General features: G+C 51.9%; 28 protein-coding genes. 26 read left to right on the top strand and 2 right to left on the bottom strand.

Going from position 1 to position 23,169, the window contains the following annotated elements; all coding sequences use genetic code 11:
* Position 1: 1 nt before the first annotated feature.
* Positions 2–805: a phosphosulfolactate synthase gene (gene comA, locus EJQ19_RS10765; RefSeq protein ID WP_126141214.1), complete on the bottom strand. Its 804-nt coding sequence runs from the start codon at positions 803–805 to the stop codon at positions 2–4.
* A 215-nt stretch (positions 806–1,020) separates the two neighbouring features.
* Here comA and EJQ19_RS10760 point away from each other — a divergent pair, with 215 nt between their 5' ends.
* The 26 genes from EJQ19_RS10760 to spo0A all read left to right on the top strand — a co-directional run bounded on the left by EJQ19_RS10760 (position 1,021) and on the right by spo0A (position 22,723).
* Positions 1,021–1,269, top strand: a complete 249-nt coding sequence (locus tag EJQ19_RS10760) for a YqhV family protein (RefSeq protein ID WP_126141301.1) — start codon at positions 1,021–1,023, stop codon at positions 1,267–1,269.
* Positions 1,270–1,342: 73 nt separating this feature from the next.
* Positions 1,343–2,326: a stage III sporulation protein AA gene (gene spoIIIAA / locus EJQ19_RS10755; protein WP_126141213.1), complete on the top strand. Its 984-nt coding sequence runs from the start codon at positions 1,343–1,345 to the stop codon at positions 2,324–2,326.
* A 4-nt stretch (positions 2,327–2,330) separates the two neighbouring features.
* Positions 2,331–2,849 (top strand): stage III sporulation protein SpoIIIAB, encoded by a 519-nt coding sequence (gene spoIIIAB, locus EJQ19_RS10750; RefSeq protein ID WP_126141300.1) that lies wholly within the window; start codon positions 2,331–2,333, stop codon positions 2,847–2,849.
* A gap of 21 nt (positions 2,850–2,870) precedes the next feature.
* On the top strand, positions 2,871–3,074 hold the full coding sequence (gene spoIIIAC / locus EJQ19_RS10745; protein WP_126141299.1) for a stage III sporulation protein AC: 204 nt from the start codon (positions 2,871–2,873) through the stop codon (positions 3,072–3,074).
* A gap of 9 nt (positions 3,075–3,083) precedes the next feature.
* On the top strand, positions 3,084–3,473 hold the full coding sequence (gene spoIIIAD, locus EJQ19_RS10740) for a stage III sporulation protein AD (RefSeq protein ID WP_126141212.1): 390 nt from the start codon (positions 3,084–3,086) through the stop codon (positions 3,471–3,473).
* A gap of 24 nt (positions 3,474–3,497) precedes the next feature.
* The gene (gene spoIIIAE, locus EJQ19_RS10735) at positions 3,498–4,697 is read left to right on the top strand and encodes a stage III sporulation protein AE (protein ID WP_126141211.1); all 1,200 of its coding nucleotides are present in this window, start codon (positions 3,498–3,500) and stop codon (positions 4,695–4,697) included.
* A gap of 13 nt (positions 4,698–4,710) precedes the next feature.
* Entirely contained in the window at positions 4,711–5,442 is a 732-nt protein-coding gene (spoIIIAF, locus tag EJQ19_RS10730; RefSeq protein WP_126141210.1) for a stage III sporulation protein AF, read from the top strand.
* 4 nt (positions 5,443–5,446) lie between these two features.
* On the top strand, positions 5,447–6,085 hold the full coding sequence (spoIIIAG, locus tag EJQ19_RS10725) for a stage III sporulation protein AG (RefSeq protein WP_126141209.1): 639 nt from the start codon (positions 5,447–5,449) through the stop codon (positions 6,083–6,085).
* 41 nt (positions 6,086–6,126) lie between these two features.
* On the top strand, positions 6,127–6,873 hold the full coding sequence (locus EJQ19_RS10720; RefSeq protein WP_126141208.1) for a SpoIIIAH-like family protein: 747 nt from the start codon (positions 6,127–6,129) through the stop codon (positions 6,871–6,873).
* 156 nt (positions 6,874–7,029) lie between these two features.
* Complete coding sequence (gene accB / locus EJQ19_RS10715) at positions 7,030–7,530, top strand: acetyl-CoA carboxylase biotin carboxyl carrier protein (protein ID WP_126141207.1); 501 nt, start codon at positions 7,030–7,032, stop codon at positions 7,528–7,530.
* An 11-nt stretch (positions 7,531–7,541) separates the two neighbouring features.
* A complete protein-coding gene (gene accC, locus EJQ19_RS10710; RefSeq protein ID WP_126141206.1) occupies positions 7,542–8,897 on the top strand; it encodes an acetyl-CoA carboxylase biotin carboxylase subunit in 1,356 nt (451 codons plus the stop codon).
* A 105-nt stretch (positions 8,898–9,002) separates the two neighbouring features.
* Positions 9,003–9,416, top strand: coding sequence for an Asp23/Gls24 family envelope stress response protein (locus tag EJQ19_RS10705; RefSeq protein ID WP_126141205.1), 414 nt, complete (start codon positions 9,003–9,005; stop codon positions 9,414–9,416).
* Positions 9,417–9,497: 81 nt separating this feature from the next.
* Positions 9,498–10,058: an alkaline shock response membrane anchor protein AmaP gene (gene amaP, locus EJQ19_RS10700; protein WP_126141204.1), complete on the top strand. Its 561-nt coding sequence runs from the start codon at positions 9,498–9,500 to the stop codon at positions 10,056–10,058.
* 15 nt (positions 10,059–10,073) lie between these two features.
* The gene (locus EJQ19_RS10695; RefSeq protein WP_126141203.1) at positions 10,074–10,301 is read left to right on the top strand and encodes a DUF2273 domain-containing protein; all 228 of its coding nucleotides are present in this window, start codon (positions 10,074–10,076) and stop codon (positions 10,299–10,301) included.
* A 140-nt stretch (positions 10,302–10,441) separates the two neighbouring features.
* On the top strand, positions 10,442–10,903 hold the full coding sequence (gene nusB / locus EJQ19_RS10690) for a transcription antitermination factor NusB (protein WP_126141202.1): 462 nt from the start codon (positions 10,442–10,444) through the stop codon (positions 10,901–10,903).
* A gap of 68 nt (positions 10,904–10,971) precedes the next feature.
* Complete coding sequence (folD, locus tag EJQ19_RS10685) at positions 10,972–11,838, top strand: bifunctional methylenetetrahydrofolate dehydrogenase/methenyltetrahydrofolate cyclohydrolase FolD (RefSeq protein ID WP_126141201.1); 867 nt, start codon at positions 10,972–10,974, stop codon at positions 11,836–11,838.
* A 7-nt stretch (positions 11,839–11,845) separates the two neighbouring features.
* The gene (gene xseA / locus EJQ19_RS10680) at positions 11,846–13,213 is read left to right on the top strand and encodes an exodeoxyribonuclease VII large subunit (protein ID WP_126141200.1); all 1,368 of its coding nucleotides are present in this window, start codon (positions 11,846–11,848) and stop codon (positions 13,211–13,213) included.
* Positions 13,203–13,454 (top strand): exodeoxyribonuclease VII small subunit, encoded by a 252-nt coding sequence (gene xseB, locus EJQ19_RS10675; RefSeq protein ID WP_126141199.1) that lies wholly within the window; start codon positions 13,203–13,205, stop codon positions 13,452–13,454. Before xseA ends, xseB begins: the two co-directional genes overlap by 11 nt.
* A 23-nt stretch (positions 13,455–13,477) precedes the next feature.
* Positions 13,478–14,365 (top strand): polyprenyl synthetase family protein, encoded by an 888-nt coding sequence (locus EJQ19_RS10670; RefSeq protein ID WP_241242846.1) that lies wholly within the window; start codon positions 13,478–13,480, stop codon positions 14,363–14,365.
* Positions 14,366–14,481: 116 nt separating this feature from the next.
* Positions 14,482–16,368, top strand: coding sequence for a 1-deoxy-D-xylulose-5-phosphate synthase (gene dxs, locus EJQ19_RS10665; RefSeq protein ID WP_126141198.1), 1,887 nt, complete (start codon positions 14,482–14,484; stop codon positions 16,366–16,368).
* A gap of 37 nt (positions 16,369–16,405) precedes the next feature.
* Entirely contained in the window at positions 16,406–17,236 is an 831-nt protein-coding gene (locus EJQ19_RS10660; RefSeq protein WP_126141197.1) for a TlyA family RNA methyltransferase, read from the top strand.
* 103 nt (positions 17,237–17,339) lie between these two features.
* Positions 17,340–17,792: a hypothetical protein gene (locus EJQ19_RS10655; RefSeq protein WP_241242840.1), complete on the top strand. Its 453-nt coding sequence runs from the start codon at positions 17,340–17,342 to the stop codon at positions 17,790–17,792.
* 1 nt (position 17,793) lies between these two features.
* Positions 17,794–18,243, top strand: coding sequence for a transcriptional regulator AhrC/ArgR (ahrC, locus tag EJQ19_RS10650; protein ID WP_126141196.1), 450 nt, complete (start codon positions 17,794–17,796; stop codon positions 18,241–18,243).
* Positions 18,244–18,496: 253 nt separating this feature from the next.
* On the top strand, positions 18,497–20,224 hold the full coding sequence (recN, locus tag EJQ19_RS10645) for a DNA repair protein RecN (protein ID WP_126141195.1): 1,728 nt from the start codon (positions 18,497–18,499) through the stop codon (positions 20,222–20,224).
* A gap of 118 nt (positions 20,225–20,342) precedes the next feature.
* Positions 20,343–21,683 carry a SpoIVB peptidase gene (gene spoIVB, locus EJQ19_RS10640; protein ID WP_206438399.1) on the top strand — a complete coding sequence of 447 codons (1,341 nt, stop codon included), beginning with the start codon at positions 20,343–20,345 and terminating at the stop codon, positions 21,681–21,683.
* A gap of 233 nt (positions 21,684–21,916) precedes the next feature.
* On the top strand, positions 21,917–22,723 hold the full coding sequence (gene spo0A, locus EJQ19_RS10635) for a sporulation transcription factor Spo0A (protein WP_126141193.1): 807 nt from the start codon (positions 21,917–21,919) through the stop codon (positions 22,721–22,723).
* Between the two features lie 193 nt (positions 22,724–22,916).
* Here spo0A and EJQ19_RS10630 read toward each other — a convergent pair whose 3' ends face one another.
* On the bottom strand, positions 22,917–23,009 hold the full coding sequence (locus EJQ19_RS10630; protein ID WP_082595420.1) for a YjcZ family sporulation protein: 93 nt from the start codon (positions 23,007–23,009) through the stop codon (positions 22,917–22,919).
* Positions 23,010–23,169: the final 160 nt, after the last annotated feature.

Here is a 23,169-nt window from a genome sequence, read left to right as displayed (position 1 = left end):
TTTATTCCTTCCTCGCACCTAAAGCAAGCGTGTCGGAACGCAATCCTCTCCGCAGCGCTTCCAGGGCAATCACTTCCTCAGGCGCAATATTTCCAAGATGGATACCGGGACCGAGCATCGAAATGAGGTGGACCTGCTGGCTCTTCATTGGGGCTTCCCAGAGCAGAATCCGGTTCGAAATCGCGGATAGCACTTGCTGCAGCTCTTCATCCTTGCAGTTACCATCCTCGTCAAAAATGCCGACGCCTCTGCCAGCTTCCCGGGCTTCAATCGTCACCAGCGACGCACCGAGCTCACGATCAATCAGAACGGTCTCGATGAGCTCATTCAATTCGATGGTCGACCCCCATCCTTTTTTGCCATATTCCGTCACAACGGTTAATCCTTCCGCAATCCCTTTACCTATCAGTTCATTGCGCAGCCGACGTTCCATCTGAATGGTGCCGTCCGATACTTCCACGCCGTTAAACCCGAGTGCCATAATCGTGTCAAAATAAGAATCTACCGCGTCTTGCTGCACGGCGACTTCCAAGAAGGTGCCGCCGGGATAAATGCAGATGCCGTGCTCCTTGGCCAGATTGATTTTGCTTTTCAGCACAGCTAACGGGTACAGCGGGGAGGTGCCGAAACCAAGCTTAATCATATCGATATGCTCGCCCGAGGTATGGAGCAAATCCTGGAAGGCGAGTAGGCCAAGTCCTTTATCCATTACCATCGTTTTCCCCAGCGTTCTCGGTTTCGCCTCTCTGACGCCCGTAGGGTCGGCAAGAACGGGGTTCCATTGCAACTGAGAAGTCACTTCCATCGGTAAATCTCCTCATCTTCCTTCGAAGGATCAATGCGCAATCAATAAAGGGTCTCTTGCTTTTTGATCGCGCCAAGTTATGTGTTCAGCATATGCATCCGCACTTTTGGTGGTGCCCAGCATGCCTAAAATGAGACGGGCCCGCATACGTTAGGTAAAAAGGATAAGCTGTCTTCTACGGCTCAAGGAGGTGGAATGCGTTGAACAAAATCGTCATGACGATGGCTTCGCTGCGCGTGCTCTCGGGATCGCTCGAATTAATTGCAGCCATACTGATGCTCCGGCTTGCAACCGTGGAAAAAGCGCTGCTGGTGAACGCCGGTCTGGCTCTAGTAGGTCCTCTAGTTCTATTAACGACAACGACGGTTGGATTGGTAGGCATCGCCGAGAAACTATCACTTGGCAAGATGCTCTGGATTATCGCAGGCGTGAGTTGTTTATTTATCGGGATTCTGAAAAAGTAATCGGTCATATTTCTTTCTAGTAAGCATAGTAATAAATATAGAAGACTGGACAACTTGGGGAGGCTGTCTGCAGATGCTTGCCAGTGTGCTCTACTTATTGCCCCATTCCTTGCGATCGCTGCTTAGCGAACTGCCTGGAAACGTACAAGCTAGCATAGAAGAAATAAGAGTAAGAGAGTCGCGCCCGCTGGAAATCAGTTGGGAGGACCGGTACGCCTTTGTCAGTCCAACCGGCAGGCTGGTAAACGACGATTCGGCCGCTTACAGGCCGACAAGACAGGATTGTATGGCGCTGCTGGAGATGCTAACGAATCATTCGCTGTACACCTTCGAGGAAGAGCTAAAACGAGGGTATATCACCGTGACCGGCGGTCATCGAGTTGGGCTTGCGGGCAGGACAATCCTGGAGAATGGGCATGTGAAGCAAATCCGCGATGTCGGCTCCTTCAACATTCGAATCGCCAAGGAAATTCACGGAGTCGGTAGGGACATCCTTCCCGGCCTGGTGGATCCGGTGATTGGGAGCCTGCACCATACGCTCATCATTTCTCCCCCGCAGCAGGGGAAAACCACGCTGATCCGCGATCTCGCGAGACTCATCTCCCGGGGAGAATGGGGAAGTCGGTACGCGCATTTGACCGGTAAAAAGGTCGGCATTATCGATGAACGTTCTGAACTAGCCGCCAGTCATAAAGGCGTTCCCCGCTTCGATCTGGGCCCGCGAACTGATGTGATGGACGGCTGCCCGAAGGCGGAGGGCATGATGATGATGATCCGCTCGCTGTCGCCCGAGGTGCTTGTCGTCGATGAGATCGGGCGCGCCGAAGATGCCGTCGCCATCCACGAAGCGGTGCACTCCGGCATCCGCGTGCTGGCAACTGCGCATGGCGCCTCCTACGAGGACATTCGCCGAAGACCGGTGCTGCGCGAGCTGATCGCAGACGGCGTTTTTATGAAGCATGTGATCCTTTCGCGCAGAAAGGGCGCACAGGCGAGCTTTCGCATCCTGGACCATACCGGCAAGCCGTTCGAATGGCAGCCTGAAAGAGGGCGATAATGTGATGTTTAAACTGCTTGGCGGTGTGCTCATTATCGGTGCGGGAACGCTGCTGGGATTTTTGCAAGCTTCCCATTACGCGAAGCGACCGCAGCAAATCCGAGGCTTGATCGGCGCTTTGGGGCGCATGGAGACTGAAATTTCATACGGGCTTACCCCACTGCCCGAAGCATTCGCTTCGCTGGGGAAGCAAGTGGCCGAGCCGCTGGCAACGCTGTTCCGATTGTCCTCGGAGAGATTGTTGGCGAACTATGAGCTGTCGATGAACGAAGTGTGGAGAGCGACGGTGAAGGAAGTCTGGGCGCGAACCTCGATGAAACGCCCGGAACAGGAAGTGGTGCTCAGCCTGGGGACGATTCTTGGTCAATCCGACCGCAGCGATCAGATGAAGCATCTGCGACTGGCCATCTCCCAGCTTCAGGCCGAAGAGGCGGAATCGCGGGAAGAGCAGCGCCGCTACGAGAAAATGTGGAAAAGCCTCGGTGTCCTGGTCGGTGCTCTGATTGTGATTTTAATGTATTGACGGAGGGTTGAGGTGCCAGGAATGAACATTGACGTGAACGCCATCTTTCAGATTGCCGGCATCGGCATCATTATCGCGATGATCCACACGGTGCTGAAGCAGATGGGCAAAGAGGATATGGCCCATTGGGTCACGGTCATCGGCTTCGTTGTCGTCCTCTTCATGGTCGTCAGCATGCTGGATAATTTATTTAAGGAAATCAAAACCATTTTCCTATTCCAATGAGGTAGCCTGATGGAAATCATCCAAATCGTAGGACTAGGACTTCTCGTCACGATTCTGACCCTGATCATCAAGGAACAAAAGCCGATGTTCGCCTTTCTGCTAGCGGCTTTTACGGGAATCGCCATTTTCTTGTTCCTGATCGGCAAAATCTCTGCCGTCATCGGCGTGCTGGAAGATTTAGCCGTCAAGTCCAACGTCAACATGGTGTTTCTTAAAACAATTCTAAAAATTATCGGCGTCGCATACATTGCCGAATTCGGTGCGCAAATCGTCCGGGATGCCGGGCAGGAATCGATCGCCTCCAAAATTGAGCTTTCCGGCAAGGTGCTCATCATGGTGATGGCGATTCCCATTATAACCGTCATAATCGAGACGGTGGTTAAATTGCTTCCCGCCTAAAGAAGGACCTGAGGAGTGACACGCATGCATCCATCCTATTCGCACCAGCAGCTGAACAACCGTTGGGTCTTGATCCTTATCCTGATGATCGGCGCATGGCTTGGTCTGGCAACGGGCTCTTCCGCCGAAACGCCGACCGATGCGATGATCAAGGAGCAGGTCAATCATTTGAATACGGAGCCTGTCGAGCAGTATTGGAACAAGCTCATGAAGGAATACGGGGGCTATTTTCCCGAGAGCAAGACGCCGAGCTTCATGGAGATCCTCCTTGGCACGAAAGGCATCAACATGAAAAGCATTTTTAAAGGGCTGCTCTCCTACGTGTTTCACGAAATCTTGATCAATGGCAAGCTGCTCGCAGCCATCGTGATTCTGACGGTGTTCAGCATGATTCTGGAGACGCTGCAAAGCTCCTTCGAACGCAATACGGTGAGCAAACTCGGATACGCGATTACCTATATGGTGCTCATCATCATCGCCATCAACTCCTTCAGTGTCGCCATCGGGTATGCGAAAACAGCCATCTCTTCCATGATCCAATTCATGATCGCGATTATGCCGCTGATGCTGACATTGCTGGCCTCTATGGGGAATGTGACGTCGCTGGCGATCCTGCATCCGCTCATTGTGTTCATGATTCATACGGTAGGCACGGCAATCTATGTATTCGTCTTCCCGCTGCTGTTCTTCTCCGCCGTCCTGCACATTGTCAGCTCGCTCAGCGATAAGTACAAGGTTACGCAGCTGGCGAATCTCTTGCGAACGGTAAGTTTAGGCTTGCTGGGGGTATTCGTCACCGTCTTTCTCGGTGTCATCTCCATTCAAGGCACAGCAGGCGCGGTCAGGGATGGCGTAGCGATCCGGACGGCAAAGTATATTACCGGCAACTTCGTTCCGGTGGTCGGGCGATTGTTCTCGGATGCGACGGAGACCGTCATCGGCGCTTCCTTATTGGTGAAAAATGCGATCGGCCTCGTCGGCGTCGTCATTCTGGTCATCTTGTGCGCATTCCCGGCGATCAAAATTTTAACGCTCGCCTTTATCTATAATTTATCGGCCGCCTTGATGCAGCCGCTCGGCGACAGCCCGATTATCTCCTGCTTGCAAACGATCGGCCGAAGCTTGATTTACGTGTTCGCCGCACTCGCCGCCGTCAGTCTGATGTTCTTTCTCGCACTGACGATCATGATAACGATCAGCAACGTCTCCGTCATGATGCGGTGAAAGGAGGGTGCTTATGGATTGGTTAGCCGGATGGCTGAAAACGGTCATCATGGTCATTATGCTCGCCACATTCGTTGACCTGCTGCTGCCGAGCAACACGATGCAGCGCTACGTCAAAACCGTGCTCAGCCTGTTCATTCTGCTGACGCTGCTGTCGCCCGTACTCCAGCTGTTCCAGAAGGACTGGAACCTCGATCGTCTGATCGGGCAAGCGGAGAGCCAGCAAAATGCACGCGCAGCGCTTGCGCAAGGGATCGGGGGTTCGGCTTCAATGCCGGCGCTGAATGTGATTCAGCAAGATGCTCAAAAACTGCAAAATGCGGAGCAAAAGCAAACGCAGCTCCTCGTCCAGACCCAGCTCGCAAACGCAATGAAAGAGCAGCTGCAGAAAGAGACGAACCGCCGTGTCAAGGATGTCGCCGTGCAAGTTCAGATCGACAATAACGGGAAGCCCGCCATTCAGATGGTGAAGGTAACCCTTGATGATATAGAAGCTGGGAAGAAAACGGCGCCGGGCGACCGGAGCATTGCCGCAGTGGAGCCGGTTAAGCCGGTTGAGCCGATCCGCATCGATCGTGATCCCTCGACTGGCGTTAAGCCGGCGACGGTTCCCGATGAGGGAACCCCGCGGTTGTCAGAGGACGAACTGACGAAGCTTCAGGGCGTGCTGACGCAGAACTGGCTCGTGCATAAAGAGCAAATGGATTTTCAACTCGAAGTGCCGAAAGGATGGATCGCGAGGTGAATCGATGGGAACATTGCTGCAATGGATGGAGCACAAATTCGGCGGAGGACCGGGTGGACCGAAACGCAAAAACACGCTGCTTTGGGTGGTGCTGATCGGTCTGACGGGCGCTGCGCTGATGATTCTAAATACATTTATGACTGTCAAAGATGTTGATCCCATCAATACGGGGCGCGCTTCTCCTCCTTCCAGCCAGGAAACGTTTGCCGGCAGCGGGAGTAAAGAAAATTCAAACTTTCATGAGTACGAACAAGCCTACGAGAATCAGCTCAAAAGTATTTTGCAAAAAATCGTAGGCGTCGGCGAAGTGGAAGTGCTCGTCACTATTGAATCTACGGAGGAAATGACCGTCGACAAAAACTACAACGACAGCCAGCAAATGACGACGGAAAAAGACAATGCCGGGGCGAGCCGTAATATTTCCCAAGTAACGCGAAGCGGCGAAGTGGTGATCTACCAGGTGTCCGGAGATCAGAAGCCGTTGGTGCTCAAATACATCAAACCGAAAATTCGCGGTGTCATCGTCGTTGCCAAAGGCGCAGAAAATTTAACCGTGAAAAAAATGATTACCGAAGCGGTCGAGCGCGGACTTGACGTGCAGGCCAGCCGGATATCGATTTTACCTCGCAAAACAGGGGAATAAAGAAACGAAAAACATGCAACCATTCTAAGGAGGAATTGAAAATGAACGCAAAAAGACAAACGATTTGGCTCGTATCGATGCTCAGCTTGATGGTAGTGCTCTCGGCTTACTACTTGTTCACCGAAGACGTCAACAAACTCGATTTGGCAACGACCGAGCAAACAAGCGGCTCTCAGGCAGTTACAATTGATATGAGTCAAGTGGATCCAGTGACAGGAGCGAAAACAGATGTGAAAGCTGCAACAGGCACAGATGCGAAAACAGACACAAAAGCAACGGCTCCGCAAACCTCGACAAAAACGGATACGAAGGCGACAACAACGCAATCTTCTACGCAAACTTCGACAAAGACTGACGGAAAAACGGCATCCTCCAATACGGCTAAAACGGATGATCAAGTGCTGAAGCAAATGGAAGAACAAGCGAAAACGACGTCCGCCAGCGACTACTTCACAAACGAGCAAATGAAGCAGAACGACTACTTCACAAAGGCCTCCACGGATCTGATGAACATCATCGTCGACGCCAAAAAATCGCCGCAAGACGTAGCGAAAGCAACCAACGATTTGTCCGCGCTGAGCGATCTGCAAGATAAGATTGAAAACCTGCAAGACATGCTGATTCAGGACTATCCGCAAGCGGTGATCAGTCAGGACAACAACAAATGGAAAGTGACGGTGCAAGCGGATAAACTGGAAAAAAGCCAAGGCGTGACGATCGTCGATATGGTCGTGAAAGAGCTTGGCACAACGCCGGACAACGTCAAAATTCAATACGTGCGTCCATAAGTCAATAGCGAAACCTAAGCCGCTTGGAAACGTAGTGGAAAGGGTCCGGGCAAACTGGACTCTTTCCATTTCCTGCGTTTATAGGTATAATACATACGTTGCGGCTATGAAAACGCATTTTTTAATGGTTCACCAACGCCTAAAGGAGTGACAGGAATGTTTAAACTGAGTGAAATCAAAGAGTTAATCAAACTCGTCGATCAATCCTCTTTACACGAACTTGAAATTGAAAATGAAGGTGCACGCCTTTCCATTCGTAAACCGAATAAATCCGAGCCTGTTTATGTAACTGCTCCGGTTGCGCATCAAAGCTTCGCGCCGATCCCGCAAGCGAGCATCGCAAGCGCGGCTCCGGCTGCTCTGGAAGCGGGCACAGCTGCGCCTGCTGCAGGACAAGCCAAACAAGAAGACCCGTCTTTACATAAGATTGTTTCTCCGATGGTCGGCACATTCTACTCAGCGGCTTCTCCGGGAGCGGCGCCATTCGTAAATGTCGGCTCTAAAGTGAATGACAAGCAAATCGTGTGCATCGTGGAAGCGATGAAGCTCATGAACGAAATCGAAGCGGAAGTGCGCGGCGAAATCGTCGAAGTGCTCGTCGAGAACGGACAGCTTGTAGAATACGGACAACCATTATTCCTGGTTCGGCCAGAATAGAGGGCAAATCCATGACATTTCATAAAATTCTTATCGCGAACCGCGGTGAAATCGCGGTCCGGATTATTCGCGCCTGCCGCGAGTTGGGCATTGAATCCGTTGCAGTCTACTCAGAAGCAGATCGTGAGGCTTTGCATGTGCGTCTGGCGGATGAAGCCTACTGCATCGGGCCAACGGCGTCCAAGGACAGCTACTTGAACTTTACGAATCTGATGAGCGTTGCAACGCTTACCGAATGCGATGCCATCCATCCCGGATACGGCTTCCTTGCTGAAAACGCGGACTTCGCGGAAATTTGCGAAAGCTGCAATATTACGTTCATCGGACCGTCGCCAGATGCGATTTCTCGCATGGGCGACAAAGCGGTTGCGAAGCAAACGATGAAGGATGCACGCGTGCCGATTATTCCGGGTTCCGACGGCTTGGTGGAGAATGTCGAGGATGCAGTGACGATTGCTCGCGACATCGGATATCCGATCATTATTAAGGCGACAGCCGGCGGCGGCGGCAAAGGGATCCGTATCGCGGAGAACGAAGAAACGCTCGTTCAACAGATCACGGCTGCCCAGCAGGAGGCGCAGAACGCGTTCGGCAACGCCGGTATTTATCTTGAGAAATATTTGACGGGCATGAAGCACGTCGAAATTCAAATCTTGGCCGACAAGCACGGCAATGTTGTGCATCTTGGCGAGCGTGACTGCTCGGTGCAGCGCCGCAGACAGAAGCTGGTCGAGGAAGCGCCTTGCCCGATTCTGACGGAAGAGACGCGCAAGGCGATGGGCGAAGCGGCGGTACGCGCGGCGAAAGCCGTGAACTACTCCGGAGCTGGCACACTCGAATTCTTGCTTGGACCGGACGGCAAGTTCTATTTCATGGAAATGAATACGCGGATTCAGGTAGAGCATCCCGTGACCGAAATGATTACGGGCATCGACATCATCCAGGAAATGATTCGCGTCGCGGAAGGCCATCCGCTTTCCTTTACGCAAGAGGATGTGAAAATTAACGGCTGGGCGATCGAATGCCGTGTCAATGCGGAAGATCCAAGCCGCAATTTCATGCCATCTGCGGGTCAAGTGAAGTTTTACCTGCCGCCTGGCGGCTTCGGCGTTCGCGTCGACAGCGGGGTATACCCGGGCTATACGATTCCGCCGCACTATGATTCCATGGTGGCAAAGCTGATCGTGTGGGGAAGTACGCGCGACGAAGCGATTCAGCGTATGAAACGCGCGCTTACCGAATTTGCGGTTGACGGCGTCAATACGACGATCCCGTTCCACTTGAAGCTGCTTGAGCATCCGAAATTCATCAAAGGGGACCACGACATTAAGTTCCTTGAAGAACACAATGTGAATGTTTCGGAATAGAGACAACCATTTGTCATAATTTTGCCAAAATGCTATACTAATGAATTAAGGTAGCTTTTCCAAATTGTTCATCATAGGTTTGAATAAATCTTAGGAGGTGCCACAATGAGCACAATCGCTCCGGATTACGTCAGAACAGACATGGGCAGCATTCAGATTGCCCCCGAGGTTATCGAAATCATTGCCGGCTTGGCAACAGTGGAAGTGCCGGGCGTTGCGGGAATGAGCGGTGGATTGGCCGGAGGCATTGCTGAGCTGCTTGGACGCAAGAATTTGTCCAAAGGCGTAAAGGTGGATGTTGGTCAACGTGAGGCTGCCATCGACGTTTCCATTATTGTTGAGTATGGAAATCGGATTCCTGAGGTTGCAAGCGATATTCAAAATAACGTGAAGACAGCGATTGAATCGATGACGGGTTTGAGTGTTGTTGAGGTCAACGTCCACATTCACGATGTACATTTCAAACAGGCGGATAAGCCGTCGGAAGAAGAAGTTGCTCCTGCCGGTCGTGTGAAGTAGGCAGAAGCCGCAAGCCATAAGGACCATGGAAACCCCCTACAGGTTGCAGGGGGTTTCCTAACTTGGAAGGGGACAACGTTCGTGGGTAAAATTGTGGACAGGCTCTTGCTGTTAATTTTCAGCCTCATTATTTTCGTTGCAGCGATCTTCGTATTGGTGACAGCGTCCAGCTGGATCCCTCTTGAACAGGCAAGTCAGACGCTTCACAACTTTTACTATGACAAAAGCTATGCGTATGCGGCGATTATCGTCAGCGTGATCGTGCTGCTGATTGCGGTGCGCTTCATTATTTTGACCCTTCGCCCTGGCCGTGCGCAAGTGCCTTCCATCGACCAGAGAACCGACTTCGGGGATATCCGCATCTCGATTGAAACGGTCGAGAATTTGTCGCTCAAAGCGGCGGGACGCACCAAAGGGACCAAAGATTTGCGCGCGCGCGTACGGGTGAACCAAGCCGGTCTGGAAATTACGATCAGAACCATCGTCGACGGCGAAAGCTCGATTCCGGAATTGACGGAAGAGATGCAGGGGACTGTGAAAAGCTATATCGAAGAGATCACGGGCATTCCTGTAGCTGCCGTAACCGTATTCGTAGCCAACATCGTGCAGTCCGCACCTACGTTTAAAAGCCGAGTCGAATAGAGGTGAATCCACAAGATGTGGAATGAGCTGTGGGAATTCCATAGGGGTAAAGTGATCGGCGTCGCAGCAGGTATTTTCTTCGGATTCATCTATTTATTTTTTGGCTTCTGGGATATGTTGATTTTCGGTTTTATTGTGCTGATCGGTTTTTATGTCGGCTACAAACTGGATCGGAAAGAAAGTTTTTTCATGTTGGAAGACATTTGGCGCTATCTCACCCAAAAATGGAGAATGTTTCGCTAAAATCCCTGGTTCATCCATGGATTTTTTTGTTTGGATTGGGTTCAATTTGACGTATACTAGGAGAAAGAGTTTTTAAGAGGAAGTTCAAGAAGTCGTCTATTGACCCGACTTTTTGAACTCTCACTTTTAGGAGGAACAGAATGAAGCGCAGAGTGGCACGTGAACTGGCAGTACAGAGTTTATACCAAATTCAAATGAATGAAGCTTCGGCCGAAGATGCGGTGCGGATCTCGATTTTCGAGGCTGAGCACGATAATGAGGCCGGATTGGATCTAGCCGGGACGAAGATCGAACCCGTGTATGTGATGGAGCTGGTGGACGGCACCTCCCGCAATAAAGTGCTTATTGATGAAATTTTGGAAGAATATTTAAAAGGTTGGGCGATGGACAGGCTGTCCCGCATCGATCGGGAAGTGCTGCGTCTTGCTGCGTATGAAATGCTATACCGCGACGATGTTCCTCCTAAAGTTGTCGTCAATGAAGCCATCGAGATCGCCAAGCATTATGGCATTGACGATTCAGGCAAGTTCGTTAACGGTGTGCTGGGCAAAATGATTAAAGAAGTCGAGACGCTGAAAGGCAAAGTGCTTCGCACGCAGTAATCCAAGCGTTTATGCTGTCATTCATCCTGTATTTATTATAAATTAATCCGGTCTAGGGGGAGAAACACATGTCAGCGCAAGTGATCAACGGGAAAGAATTAGTAGGTTCCATTCGTGAGGAAATCAAAGCGGATGCGGCTGCCTTAACGGCGAAGGGCAATCAGCCCGGGCTCGTCGTCATTATTGTCGGGGAAGATCCCGCTTCACAAGTATACGTGCGTAACAAAGCCAAATCCTGCGATGAAGTGGGCATCTATTCGGAAGTTCACGCGCTGCCGGCATCGACGACACAGGAAGAGCTGATCGAGTTAATTCATGGGTTTAACCGTAACGATCAAATTCATGGCATCCTCGTTCAGTCTCCGCTGCCGAAGCACATCGATGAAGAAGCGGTCGTCGACGAAATCGATCCGGCGAAAGATGTGGATTGCTTCCACCCGGTTAACGTGGGGAACCTGATGATCGGCAAAGACGGTATGAAGCCTTGTACACCGCATGGTGTTATCGAGATTTTGAAGCGGACGGGCGTACAAATTGCCGGTAAACACGCTGTTGTCGTAGGTCGAAGCAATATCGTCGGCAAGCCGATGGCGATGCTGCTGCTGCGCGAGCATGCAACGGTGACCGTTGTGCACTCCCGCACGCCGAACATGGAAGAGATTACGAAACAAGCGGACATTCTCGTTGTCGCGGTCGGCAAAGCGCACCTGATCGGCGCGAACCATGTAAAGCCGGGTGCTGTCGTCATCGACGTCGGCATGAACCGTCCGGAGAACGGCAAGTTGACCGGCGATGTCGACTTTGAAGCGGTGAAAGAAGTCGCAAGTGCCATTACACCTGTACCGGGCTGCGTCGGTCCGATGACGATCACGATGCTGCTGCGCAACACGGTTGATGCGGCCGCGCGCAAAGCCGGCGTCAGCGTGAGCGTATAAGCGGCCGATGGCGAGGAACGAATCGAAGGTTTTCTCCGTCAAGGAGGTCAACCGCTATATCAAGCTGCTCCTGGAAGGCGACTTTCGCCTGCAGGACGTCTGGGTGCGCGGGGAAATATCCAATTTCACGCATCATTCCAGCGGGCACATGTATTTTACGCTGAAAGACGCGGATGGACGGCTCAAGAGCATCATGTTCGCATCTCACAATCAGCGCCTCGGCTTTATCCCGAAGGAAGGCACAAAGGTGCTGGCACGCGGCAATATTTCCGTCTATGAACGAGATGGCGCGTACCAGTTCTACGTGACGTCGATGCAGCCTGATGGCATCGGCAGTCTATTTTTAGCGTATGAGCAGCTGAAAAAGAAGCTGGAAGGCGAAGGGCTCTTCGCTGCCGAGCGCAAGAGACCGATCCCGCGTTTTCCGCGGGCCATCGGTGTCATTACGTCCCCGACGGGCGCGGCTGTGCGGGATATTATGATCACGCTGCAGCGGCGCTTCCCCGCGGTGCCGATTCTTCTGTACCCTGTCCTCGTACAGGGCACAGGAGCGGCGCCTTCGATCGTCAAGGCGATCGAAGCCATGAACCGCCTCGGTGAAGCCGACGTGCTCATTGTGGGCCGCGGCGGCGGCTCCCTCGAGGAGCTCTGGGCGTTCAACGAGGAAGCCGTAGCCCGGGCGATCGGCGCTTCCGCGATCCCCGTCATCTCGGCCGTCGGCCACGAGACGGACTTCACGATCGCGGACTTCGTCGCCGATCTGCGGGCGCCGACGCCGACGGCCGCGGCCGAGCTCGCGGTGCCGCACCACCTCGAGCTGAAGCAGCAGCTGTCGCAGCTCGCGCAGCGCTCGCACTATGGCCTGCTCCAGCAGCTGCGGCGCAAGCAGGAACGGCTCGCGCGCGCGCAGCGCTCGCCGTTCCTGACGAACCCGCGCAGGCAGCTGCTACAGCAGCCTGCGGAGCGGCTCGACCGGCTGGCGGAGCAGCTCGGTTACCGGATGCGGCAGCGCCTCGCGGAGCTGGCGCAGCGCCGATTGAAGCTGGAGCGCAGACTCTCCGGCGTCTCCCCGGCCGAGCAGGCCGTGCATGCGCGCCAGCGGCTGGGTACCGCCAGCCGCCAGATGCACACGGCCATGCAGACGCTCCTGCGAGCGAAGAAGCAGGAGTGGCAGAGCCGCGTCCGTCATCTGGACGCGCTGAGCCCGCTGAAGATTATGCAGCGGGGCTACAGTTTGGCCTATGACGAGGGGGAGACGGAGCTCGTCAGGTCGGTCAAGCAGGTGAAGATCGGGGATCGTCTCACCCTTCGATTGAAGGATGGACGCGTACATGTTCAAGTAGCGGGGATGGAGGAGAACAAGGATGTCGATTAAAGAAACCGAAGAAAGCTTTGAAACGGCGATCGAGCAGTTGGAGCGCATCGTTGCCCAGCTCGAGAGCGGTGATGTGCCACTGGAGAAAGCGATAGAGCTGTATCAGGAAGGTGTTCGGCTGTCCCACCTGTGCGGTGTGAAGCTGGAGCAAGTCGAGAAGAAAATCGAGATGCTGGTGGAAGGGGAAGCTGGCGTAACGCGCAAGCCTTTCCAAGCGGTCTTGGAAGATAAGGGGAATTAAGCTTGAATAAAACGACGTCCGACATTCATACATATATCTCATCCCATGCCGAACAAATTGAATCGGAACTGCTCCTCGCCTTGCCGGCGGAGTGGCAGGTGCCAGCCCTTTTGCGGGAAGCCATGAATTATTCCTTAATGGCCGGCGGGAAGCGGCTTAGACCGATTCTCGTGTTGGCCGCCTCTGAAGCGTTTGGCGGCTCCCATGCTGCGGCACTGCCGGTCGCCTTGGCGATTGAGATGGTGCACACGTATTCGTTGGTGCATGACGATCTGCCAGCGATGGACAATGACGACTATCGCCGAGGGAAGCTGACGAATCATAAGGTGTACGGAGAGGCGATGGCTATTTTGGCCGGGGATGCGTTGCTGACGCAGGCGTTCTACAGCGTCGCGCTGGCCCACAAGGTGCATGGCGCGCCTGCCGAGCGGGTGTTGGCGATTACCGAGGAGCTGGCGGCCTATGCGGGAGCGAGAGGAATGGTCGGCGGCCAGGCGGCGGATATGCTGGGTGAGCAAGGCATCACGAGCCTGGAGGAACTAACGTTTATTCATCGGCACAAAACGAGCGATCTCATGGTGTTTTCGCTTCGTGCAGGCGGTCATATTGCAGGCGCGACGCCGGAGCAGCTGAACGCACTTACGGCATTCGGCGACGCGCTAGGTCTTGCTTTTCAAATTCAGGACGATATTTTGGATATTATCGGCGACGAGTCGAAGCTCGGCAAGCCGGTGAAGAGCGACGAGAAGCAGATGAAAGTGACGTATCCATACTTTATTGGCATGGAAGCTTCCGAAAACATGGTGCGCAGCTTAACTTCGCAAGCCAAGCAAGCGCTGGAGGAAGCGAAGCTGCCGAATGCGGAGCGGCTATTGCAGCTCGCGGATTACCTCATGAAACGCGACCATTAAAGCTAGGGGAATTCACAAATTGCCCTGGTTACAGCACGATTTTATACGTAATAGCGATTTTATGATATAATGGTGAAATCTTAGCATTTTCACGAGGAGAAAGTGAGGAAACAAGCGTGCTGCTCGAACAAATCAATCGGCCTGAGGACTTGAAGCGGTTATCGATGTCGGAGCTTGAGACGTTGGCAGGTGAAATACGTCAATTTCTAATTGAAAAGCTTTCCGTCACAGGTGGCCATTTGGCTCCTAACTTAGGCGTGGTTGAGCTTACGATCGCTTTACACACTCTGTTCCACAGCCCGTATGATAAACTGATTTTTGACGTGGGCCATCAGGCGTACGTGCATAAAATTTTAACCGGCCGCAGAGACAAATTCGACACCTTGCGGAAGTACAAGGGACTTTGCGGGTTCGTCAAACGCTCCGAGAGCGAGCATGACGTCTGGGAAGCCGGACACAGCTCGACTTCGCTGTCCGCAGCGATGGGGATGGCGATGGCCCGGGATCTGAAAGGCGAGCATAACAAAGTCGTAGCCATCATTGGCGACGGCGCGATTACCGGCGGTATGGCGCTTGAAGCGATGAACCATATCGGCCATGAGAAGAAAAATATTATTGTCATTTTGAATGACAACGAGATGTCGATTGCGCCCAACGTCGGGGCGATTCATAATTATTTGAGCAAAATCCGCTCGGATCGTCACTATTTGAAAGCGAAAGAAGAAGTCGAACATTTACTGAAGAAAATCCCTGCCATCGGCGACACGCTGGCCAAAACCGCGGAGAAGCTGAAGGACAGTCTCAAATATTTTGTATTGAACGGCGTATGGTTTGAAGAGCTCGGCTTTACGTACATCGGCCCGGTTGACGGCCACAACCTTCCTGTGCTGATGGATACGCTCAAGCAAGCGGAGAAAATAAACGGCCCCGTGCTTGTGCATGTGGTAACGACCAAAGGCAAAGGCTACTCGCCCGCGGAGCAGGACTCCCATACTTGGCATGGCCTTGGACCGTACAAAATTGAATCCGGCCAAGTGCTCAAGAGCGCTGGGCCGCCGATGTATACGGAGGTTTTCGGCAACACGCTGATCGAGCTTGCGGAAAAGGATTCACGTATTATCGCAGTCACGCCTGCAATGCCGGGCGGTTCCGGGCTGCTCAAGTTCGCGAAACATTTCCCGAATCGCATGATCGATGTCGGCATTGCGGAGCAGCATGCGGCAACGCTGTGCGCGGGGATGGCGAGCGAAGGACTTAAGCCGGTATTCGCCGTCTACTCGACGTTCTTGCAACGCGCATACGACCAAGTTGTGCACGACATCTGTCGTCCTAAGCTGAACGTCGTGTTCGCCATCGACCGCGCGGGCTTTGTCGGCCCTGACGGGGAGACGCATCAAGGGGTGTACGACATCGCTTTCTTGCGATCACTGCCGAACATGGTGCTCATGATGCCCAAGGACGAGAAAGAGCTTCGCGATATGATGCAAACGGCGCTAGAATACAACGATGGCCCGATCGCTTACCGATATCCGCGGATCAGCGGAACCGGTGTATCGATCGAAGCACCGCCGAAGGCGATTCCTATCGGCACCTGGGAAACGTTGCGTGAAGGCGGTCATGCCGCCGTATTGGCCGTAGGCCCGATGGTGCAAATCGCGCTTGAAGCGGCAGAGCAGCTAGCCCAAGAAGGCATTCAGCTTCGCGTCGTCAATGCTCGTTTCATCAAGCCGCTTGATGAGTCTTTCTTGCAGCAGCTCGCGATAGAGGAGCTGCCGGTCATCACGATGGAGGAAGGTGCGATTCAAGGCGGCTTCGGCAGCGCGGTGATGGAATACTATGCCTTGCAGCGGCATTTCAACATGCATGTGACTGTCATGGGAATTCCGGATTATTTTGTAGAGCATGGTAGTGTGAAAGAACAACGCGAGGAAGTCGGCCTGACGGTAGAGCACCTTGTCGCTGAAGTTAAGTCATTAACGCCGCGCAAGCGTCAGCGCGTTTGACGTTTGCGGGCATTCGAATAGGAGACTCGTAGCAGGTATGTCATCTGATAAAGAACGGTTAGACGTATTGCTCCTGGAGCAAGGCTATTTCGAAAGCAGAGAGAAAGCCAAGGCCGCCATTATGGCTGGCCTTGTTTTTGCAGACGAAGAGCCTGCGGATAAGCCCGGGATGAAAATAAGCCGCAAAGCGGCATTGAAAGTCAAAGGCGCGATTCACCCTTACGTCAGCCGGGGCGGGTTGAAGCTGGAGAAAGCGCTCAAGCAGTTCGGCATTGACGTTGCCGGGGCAGTCATGCTTGACATCGGGGCGTCAACAGGCGGCTTTACCGATTGTGCGCTGCAGCACGGCGCGTCGCTCGTCTACGCTGTCGATGTCGGCTACAACCAGCTCGACTGGTCCTTACGGAACGACGAGCGAGTACGCGTCATGGAACGGACGAATTTCCGATACACGACAGCGGAAGATCTCGGGGGACCGCGGCCGAACTTTGCCAGCATCGACGTCTCATTCATTTCGCTGCGCATCATATTGCCGCCGCTGAAGGAGATCTTGCAACAGCAGGGACAGGTTGTGGCCCTGATTAAGCCGCAGTTTGAGGCGGGCCGTGAAAAGGTAGGCAAATCGGGTGTCGTGCGCGACACGGACGTTCACATCGACGTGTTGAGGACGATTCTGTCGTTTGCGGAGGAGCTTGGCTTCCGTCTGAAAGGCCTTACGTATTCGCCCATTACCGGGGGAGAAGGCAATATTGAATTTCTCGCATATTGGGCGGGCAATTCCGAAGAGGAATCGCTCGCCGCAACGACTGACCTGAACGTCATCATTGCTGAGACTGTGAAGGAATCGCAGAAATTGCACGGCAAATAAACTCATCAATGGGACTGCTTGTTTGGAGCGCCCGGAGATGAGTTTTTCCGATTAAAAAGGATTTTTCATCCGCACCCTCGAATAGTTAGGCGAGGTGAGGGACGTGGAACAAGGCGATGTCAAAGTCATTTTGTTAATCCTTATCATTTTCGTGGGCTTTCTATTCTGGCGGTTCAATAAATGGCTCAAGGGTCCGATGCCGAAGCGAGTTCGTGTGCCAAGCGATGCCAATGTGCCGCAGGATGACGTGGTCGAGCTTCTGGAAGGTGCAGGGTTCGATGTGCTTGCCGGGAAAACGAAAATTCCAATCACCATGACGATTAACGACCGTGACGTACTGGAAAGCCGGTTGTTTATCGACTACTTCGCAGAAAAGGATGGGCAGCTCCTGCTAGTCAAAGTGGCAAGAGAACGCAAACCGCTGGAAATGACCGGAAGCGGTGTGCGCGAGATGCTGCTGCCGTACAGCCTGATGTATCCGGAAGCCGAAGGCATCCTTTACGTGGATATGGCTGTGCAAAAAATCAAGAAAATCACTTTTCACATAGAGGTGTAGGATGAAAGGTCAGAGGCATGTCAAAATCAGGGAAATCATTACGAACTATGAAATAGAAACGCAGGACGAGCTGGTCGAAGCGCTGCGCGACGCAGGCTTTCATGTGACGCAAGCGACGGTATCGCGCGACATTAAAGAGCTTCATCTCATCAAGGTACCGCTCGATGACGGCAGATACAAGTACTCGATGCCCGCCGACTCCCGTTTCAATCCGATGCAGAGGCTGCGCCGGGCGCTTAGCGACCATTTTGTCTCGATTGATTATACGGATAATCTGGTCGTGATGAAATGCTTGCCGGGCACCGCGAACACGATTTGCGCCCTGCTTGACAGTTTGGAGTGGAGCGGCGTGATGGGAACGATTTGCGGTGACGACACCATTCTTGTGATCTGCCGCGGCAAAGAAAACAGCACAACCTTTATGCAAGAGATCATGTCTTTATTAGCGTAGCAGATTCATACTTTCCTCAAATTGGGAGGGCTTTGGCCCTCCCGATTGTCCAACTTACGCAACCTCGCGATCCCCCTCATGACCTTATTTGTCGTGCCTTCGATTCTTTCGCTCTCGAGCATATTCTTCTCGCTTTCAGCTCCTATTGTAGCCCTCATTTCTCGAAATTGTTCCCTTGACACCGAACCTGTGTTCGGTCATAATTTGAAGTAACTTGAGACACTAACATACATAAATGTTCCAGGAGGCGGGCATGCTAACAGAGTTATCCATTCGGAATTTAGCGGTCATTGAACATGTACATATTCGGTTTAAATCCGGCTTTCATGTGCTAACCGGGGAAACCGGCGCCGGGAAGTCGATTATTATTGATGCGTTGACACTCGTTGCCGGAGGCCGAGGCTCTTCAGAGTTGGTCCGCTACGGTGCGGATAAAGCGGAGATTGAGGCAATGTTCGAGCTGCCTTCGGATCATCCGGTATGGGCGACGCTCACAGAGCTCGGGATTGAAGGTGATCCAGGGGAGCATCTCGTGATTCGGCGGGAGATTACGGCGACAGGCAAAAGCTCTTCCCGCATCAACGGGCAATTGGTCAATATGACGATGCTGCGCAAAACGGGGGAGTGGTTGGTCAACATCCACGGCCAGCATGAGCATCAGTCTTTGCTGCAAGTCGAGGAGCATATTCATTCGCTGGATGCTTTCGGGGATGAGGAAATTGAAGTGGTCAAAGCCGCTTATGAGGCAAGTTATAATGCTTATATAAGGATTGAGAAAGAACTCCGCGATCTGCAGGAGACGAGCAAGCAGGCGCTGCAGATGCTGGATTTATACCGTTTTCAAATTGATGAAATCTCGAGCGCCAAGCTGAAGGTTGGCGAAGACGAAGCGCTGGCCGAAGAGAAACGCAAGCTGGCGAACGCCGAAAAGCTGTATCAAAGCTCGTCGGAGGCTTACGATTTTCTATATGCGACGAATCGTGCCCTGGATTCCGCAGGGAAAACCGTTTCCCGGCTACAAGACATCGTTCAGCTTGATCCAGCGAAATTGGCCCCGCTTTTGGAGCAGGCACAGACCGCATTTTATCAATTGGAGGATGCGGCCTTTCAATTAAGGGATTATCGTGATGAGATTGAGTTTAATCCCTCTCGGCTTGATTTTATCGAACAGCGGCTCGATTCGATCACGACACTGAGACGGAAATACGGAGAGAATATTCCGGAGATTCTGGCGTATTTAGAGAAGATTAAGGCGGAAGTCGACACGATTGAGAATAAAGATGAATATGTGCAAAAGCTCGAGCAGAAGCTGGCCGCGGCGGGGGCGGAGCTAGCCGCCCATGCGTTGGATTTGTCTAAGCTGCGCAAACGCATTGCGGAAGACTTGGCTCGACAAATCGAGCATGAGCTTCGGGATTTGCAGATGGAACGCACGCAGTTCAGCGTACAAATCGATCAAATCCCGGACGAGCGAGGCATTGAAGTTGATGGTGTCAGGGTCCGCTTCAACCGCCAGGGCATCGATCAAGTCGAGTTCATGATGGCGCCGAACCCTGGGGAGCCGCTTCGCGGCTTAAGCAAGATTGCCTCCGGCGGGGAGTTGTCGCGGATTATGCTGGCGATGAAAGCCATTTTTGCTCGGATCGATCAGATTCCTGTCTTGGTGTTTGACGAAGTCGATACGGGAGTTAGCGGCCGCGCAGCGCAAGCCATTGCGGAGAAAATGGCTGTGCTTTCGGCAGCGTGCCAAGTGTTCTCGATCACGCATTTGCCGCAGGTGGCGAGCTTTGCGGACGTTCATTTTTATATTCGCAAGGAGATTGACCAGGAGCGCACATTTACGCGGGTTCAGGATTTGCCGGAGAGCGGGCGGATCGAAGAGCTGGCGAGAATGCTCGGCGGAGTGGAAGTGACGGAAACGACGCTTCATCATGCGGGTGAAATGCTCACCATGGCAAAAAACAAGAAAGCAAGGACATGAAAGTATAGTTAGGCATCATTTTCAGTTATAAAACAGGGGGACTGGGGTTAACTTATAGGTACGCATTTGACGAGGATGTTCGTCAGGGCTCAAGGAATTGTGAGGGAGCGTGATCATAGTGCAGTCAGGCCAAAGAAAAAGATTGTTCGGACTCTTGCTCGTCTTTCTCGTATGTTTGGTCAGTTTGTCCCCACCTTTTCAAAGTTTTGCCTCCTTCCCCCAGGAACTTCGCTTATTTAGCGGTCAAGGTAAGCAGCTTCAGCTAGCGATGCCGGTCAGCGCCCAAGTCACGGTGAAAGATCCGGATATCGTTAAAGTTAACGGCAGTGCCGAGCACTCATTTCAAGTTAATTTGAACGAGCCGATTTCTCTGCAATCCGACCGTTCCGGTCAAACCGAAATGAAACTCAAGCTATTCGGAGCTATTCCGATCAAAACAGTAAAAGTCAACGTCGTGCCGGACTTGAAAGTGATTCCCGGCGGTCAGACAATCGGCGTCAAGATTAAGTCCGCCGGCATTCTGGTCGTGGGCCATCACTTGGTTACTGTTGCCCCAGACCAAAAAGTTTCACCGGGGGAAGAAGCAAAAATTCAAGTCGGCGATATGATTATGAAAATCAACGGTAAGGATTCCAAGGACGTCAGCAAGGTCGCTGATCTGGTCGCCAAATCCGGCGAAAGCAAGACACCGCTTGAGTTGTTGATTTTGCGCAATAATCAAGAAATGAAAATTAAGCTGCAGCCTGTCTACGATGTTGTGGACAAGTCCTACCGACTAGGCCTCTATATCCGTGATTCCGCGGCCGGCGTAGGCACCTTGACGTTCTATGCGCCCGATCAAGGCGTTTATGGAGCGCTAGGACATGTCATAACGGATATGGATACGCAGACACCTATTATAGTGGGCGACGGTGACATTGTCTATTCGAATGTGACGTCGATCTCCAAGAGCCATAATGGCGACCCCGGAGAAAAACATGCCACGCTGTATAAAGACAGCAAAGTGATTGGCAACATTGAGCGCAATACGGCATTCGGTATTTTCGGCAAAATGTATGGCGCTCCCGACCATAGTCTAGATAAGGAAGCGATCCCTGTCGCTTTTGCAGAAGAAGTCAAAGAAGGTCCTGCGCAAATCTATACCGTGTTGGAAGGGCAGAAAGTGGAGAAATTCGATATTCAAATCGTGCATGTTTCAAAGCAGGATGTTCCAGGTACGAAAGGCATGGTCATTAAAATTACCGACCCGCGACTGCTTGAGAAAACCGGCGGAATCGTACAAGGCATGAGCGGAAGCCCCATTATTCAGAACGGCAAGCTGATCGGTGCAGTGACGCATGTCTTCGTAAACGATCCAACGAGCGGATATGGTTGCTTTATTGAGTGGATGCTTCAAGATTCCGGTATTATCCTTCGTCCTTCGGCAGAGGATTCCTTCAAAGAATCAAAGGCGAGTTAAAGCCTTTGATTCTTTAATGTTTTCTTTAGCGGATTCTACAATCGTCAAGCGAGATTGCAGTGAATTTGTCGAATAATGTTGAATGAACTACAAATATTTTATTATATAAGAATATCTAAGAAAAGAAAAGAAAAATAATATTCGACAGAAGGATTTTAAAACGAAGTGTCGAATACGTTACATAAGAGAGAAAAATAATCCAACAGGTTAGAATGCTAAAGGAGGATATTATTTTGCGGAAAATTCAAGTGCTTCTTGCGGATGATAATCGCGAATTCATCCATTTATTATCAGAGTTCATCGGTGAACAGGAGGACATGGAAATTGTCGGCGTTGCCTACAATGGCAACGAAGTGCTTCGTTTTCTCGAAGAACAACGGGAGTTACCGGATGTTCTCATTTTAGATATTATTATGCCTCATCTGGATGGACTCGGTGTATTGGAGAAAATGCGCGAACTGAACCTGCCATCTCAGCCGAAAATCATTATGCTGACCGCATTTGGCCAAGAAAATATTACGCAAAAAGCTGTACAGCTTGGCGCATCTTATTACATACTGAAGCCTTTTGATATGGAAACCCTCACGAATCGTATTCGCCAATTGGCGGGTAACCCTTCGTTGGCGATGTCTGCGCCTTCATCTTCTTCGGCACCGCGGGCAAACGTCGTGCAAATGCCGAAAGGCAAAAACCTTGACGCCAATATTACGACAATTATTCACGAAATTGGTGTGCCTGCACACATTAAAGGATACCAGTATTTACGCGAAGCGATTACGATGGTGTATAACAACATCGAAATTTTGGGGGCAATCACGAAGACGCTTTATCCGGCCATCGCGGAAAAATACAAAACGACGCCTAGCCGCGTCGAACGCGCCATCCGCCACGCGATTGAAGTCGCTTGGACGCGCGGCAACATCGACAGCATCTCCTTTATTTTCGGCTATACGATTAATATTTCGAAGTCGAAACCGACAAATTCGGAGTTTATCGCTATGGTGGCGGATAAATTGCGGATTGAGCATAAGGTGTCTTGAAAGCGGGAAGAATAGGCCTATAAGCTTTTCATGTCTCACCCAATAAATCTATAAGATTTATTGGGTTTTTAATGTCAGTCAGGAAGAATAGCATCTTGCTGATGGCAGATCCGTGAAGGAGATTGAAAAACAGTGGTTTTAATGTCAAAGAGCCTGCCTGGTTCACCAGGCAGGCTCTTTGTATCGGGTTTAATTACCAAACAAAAGCACTTGTGATGATAACAAGCAAGATGAAAAGTACCAATACAGCCGCCGCAGAAGTACCATAACCAGTTCCACAACTCATTCAAATCAGCCTCCAAAGTGTTATTTGATTGGTGTTTCGATGATAGCTTATGACCATTTTCGCGGAATGTTTGGGCGAAGCGATGGATTGTGCTGGTGTCCCGATTATCAAGGGAAATTATATTTGGAACCAAGCCCGACTTTTGTACGTTATTACATCT

It is taken from the genome of Paenibacillus whitsoniae (genome assembly GCF_003955665.1).
Lineage (GTDB): Bacteria > Bacillota > Bacilli > Paenibacillales > NBRC-103111 > Paenibacillus_E > Paenibacillus_E whitsoniae.
This window is presented reverse-complemented; position numbering and strand designations above follow the sequence as displayed.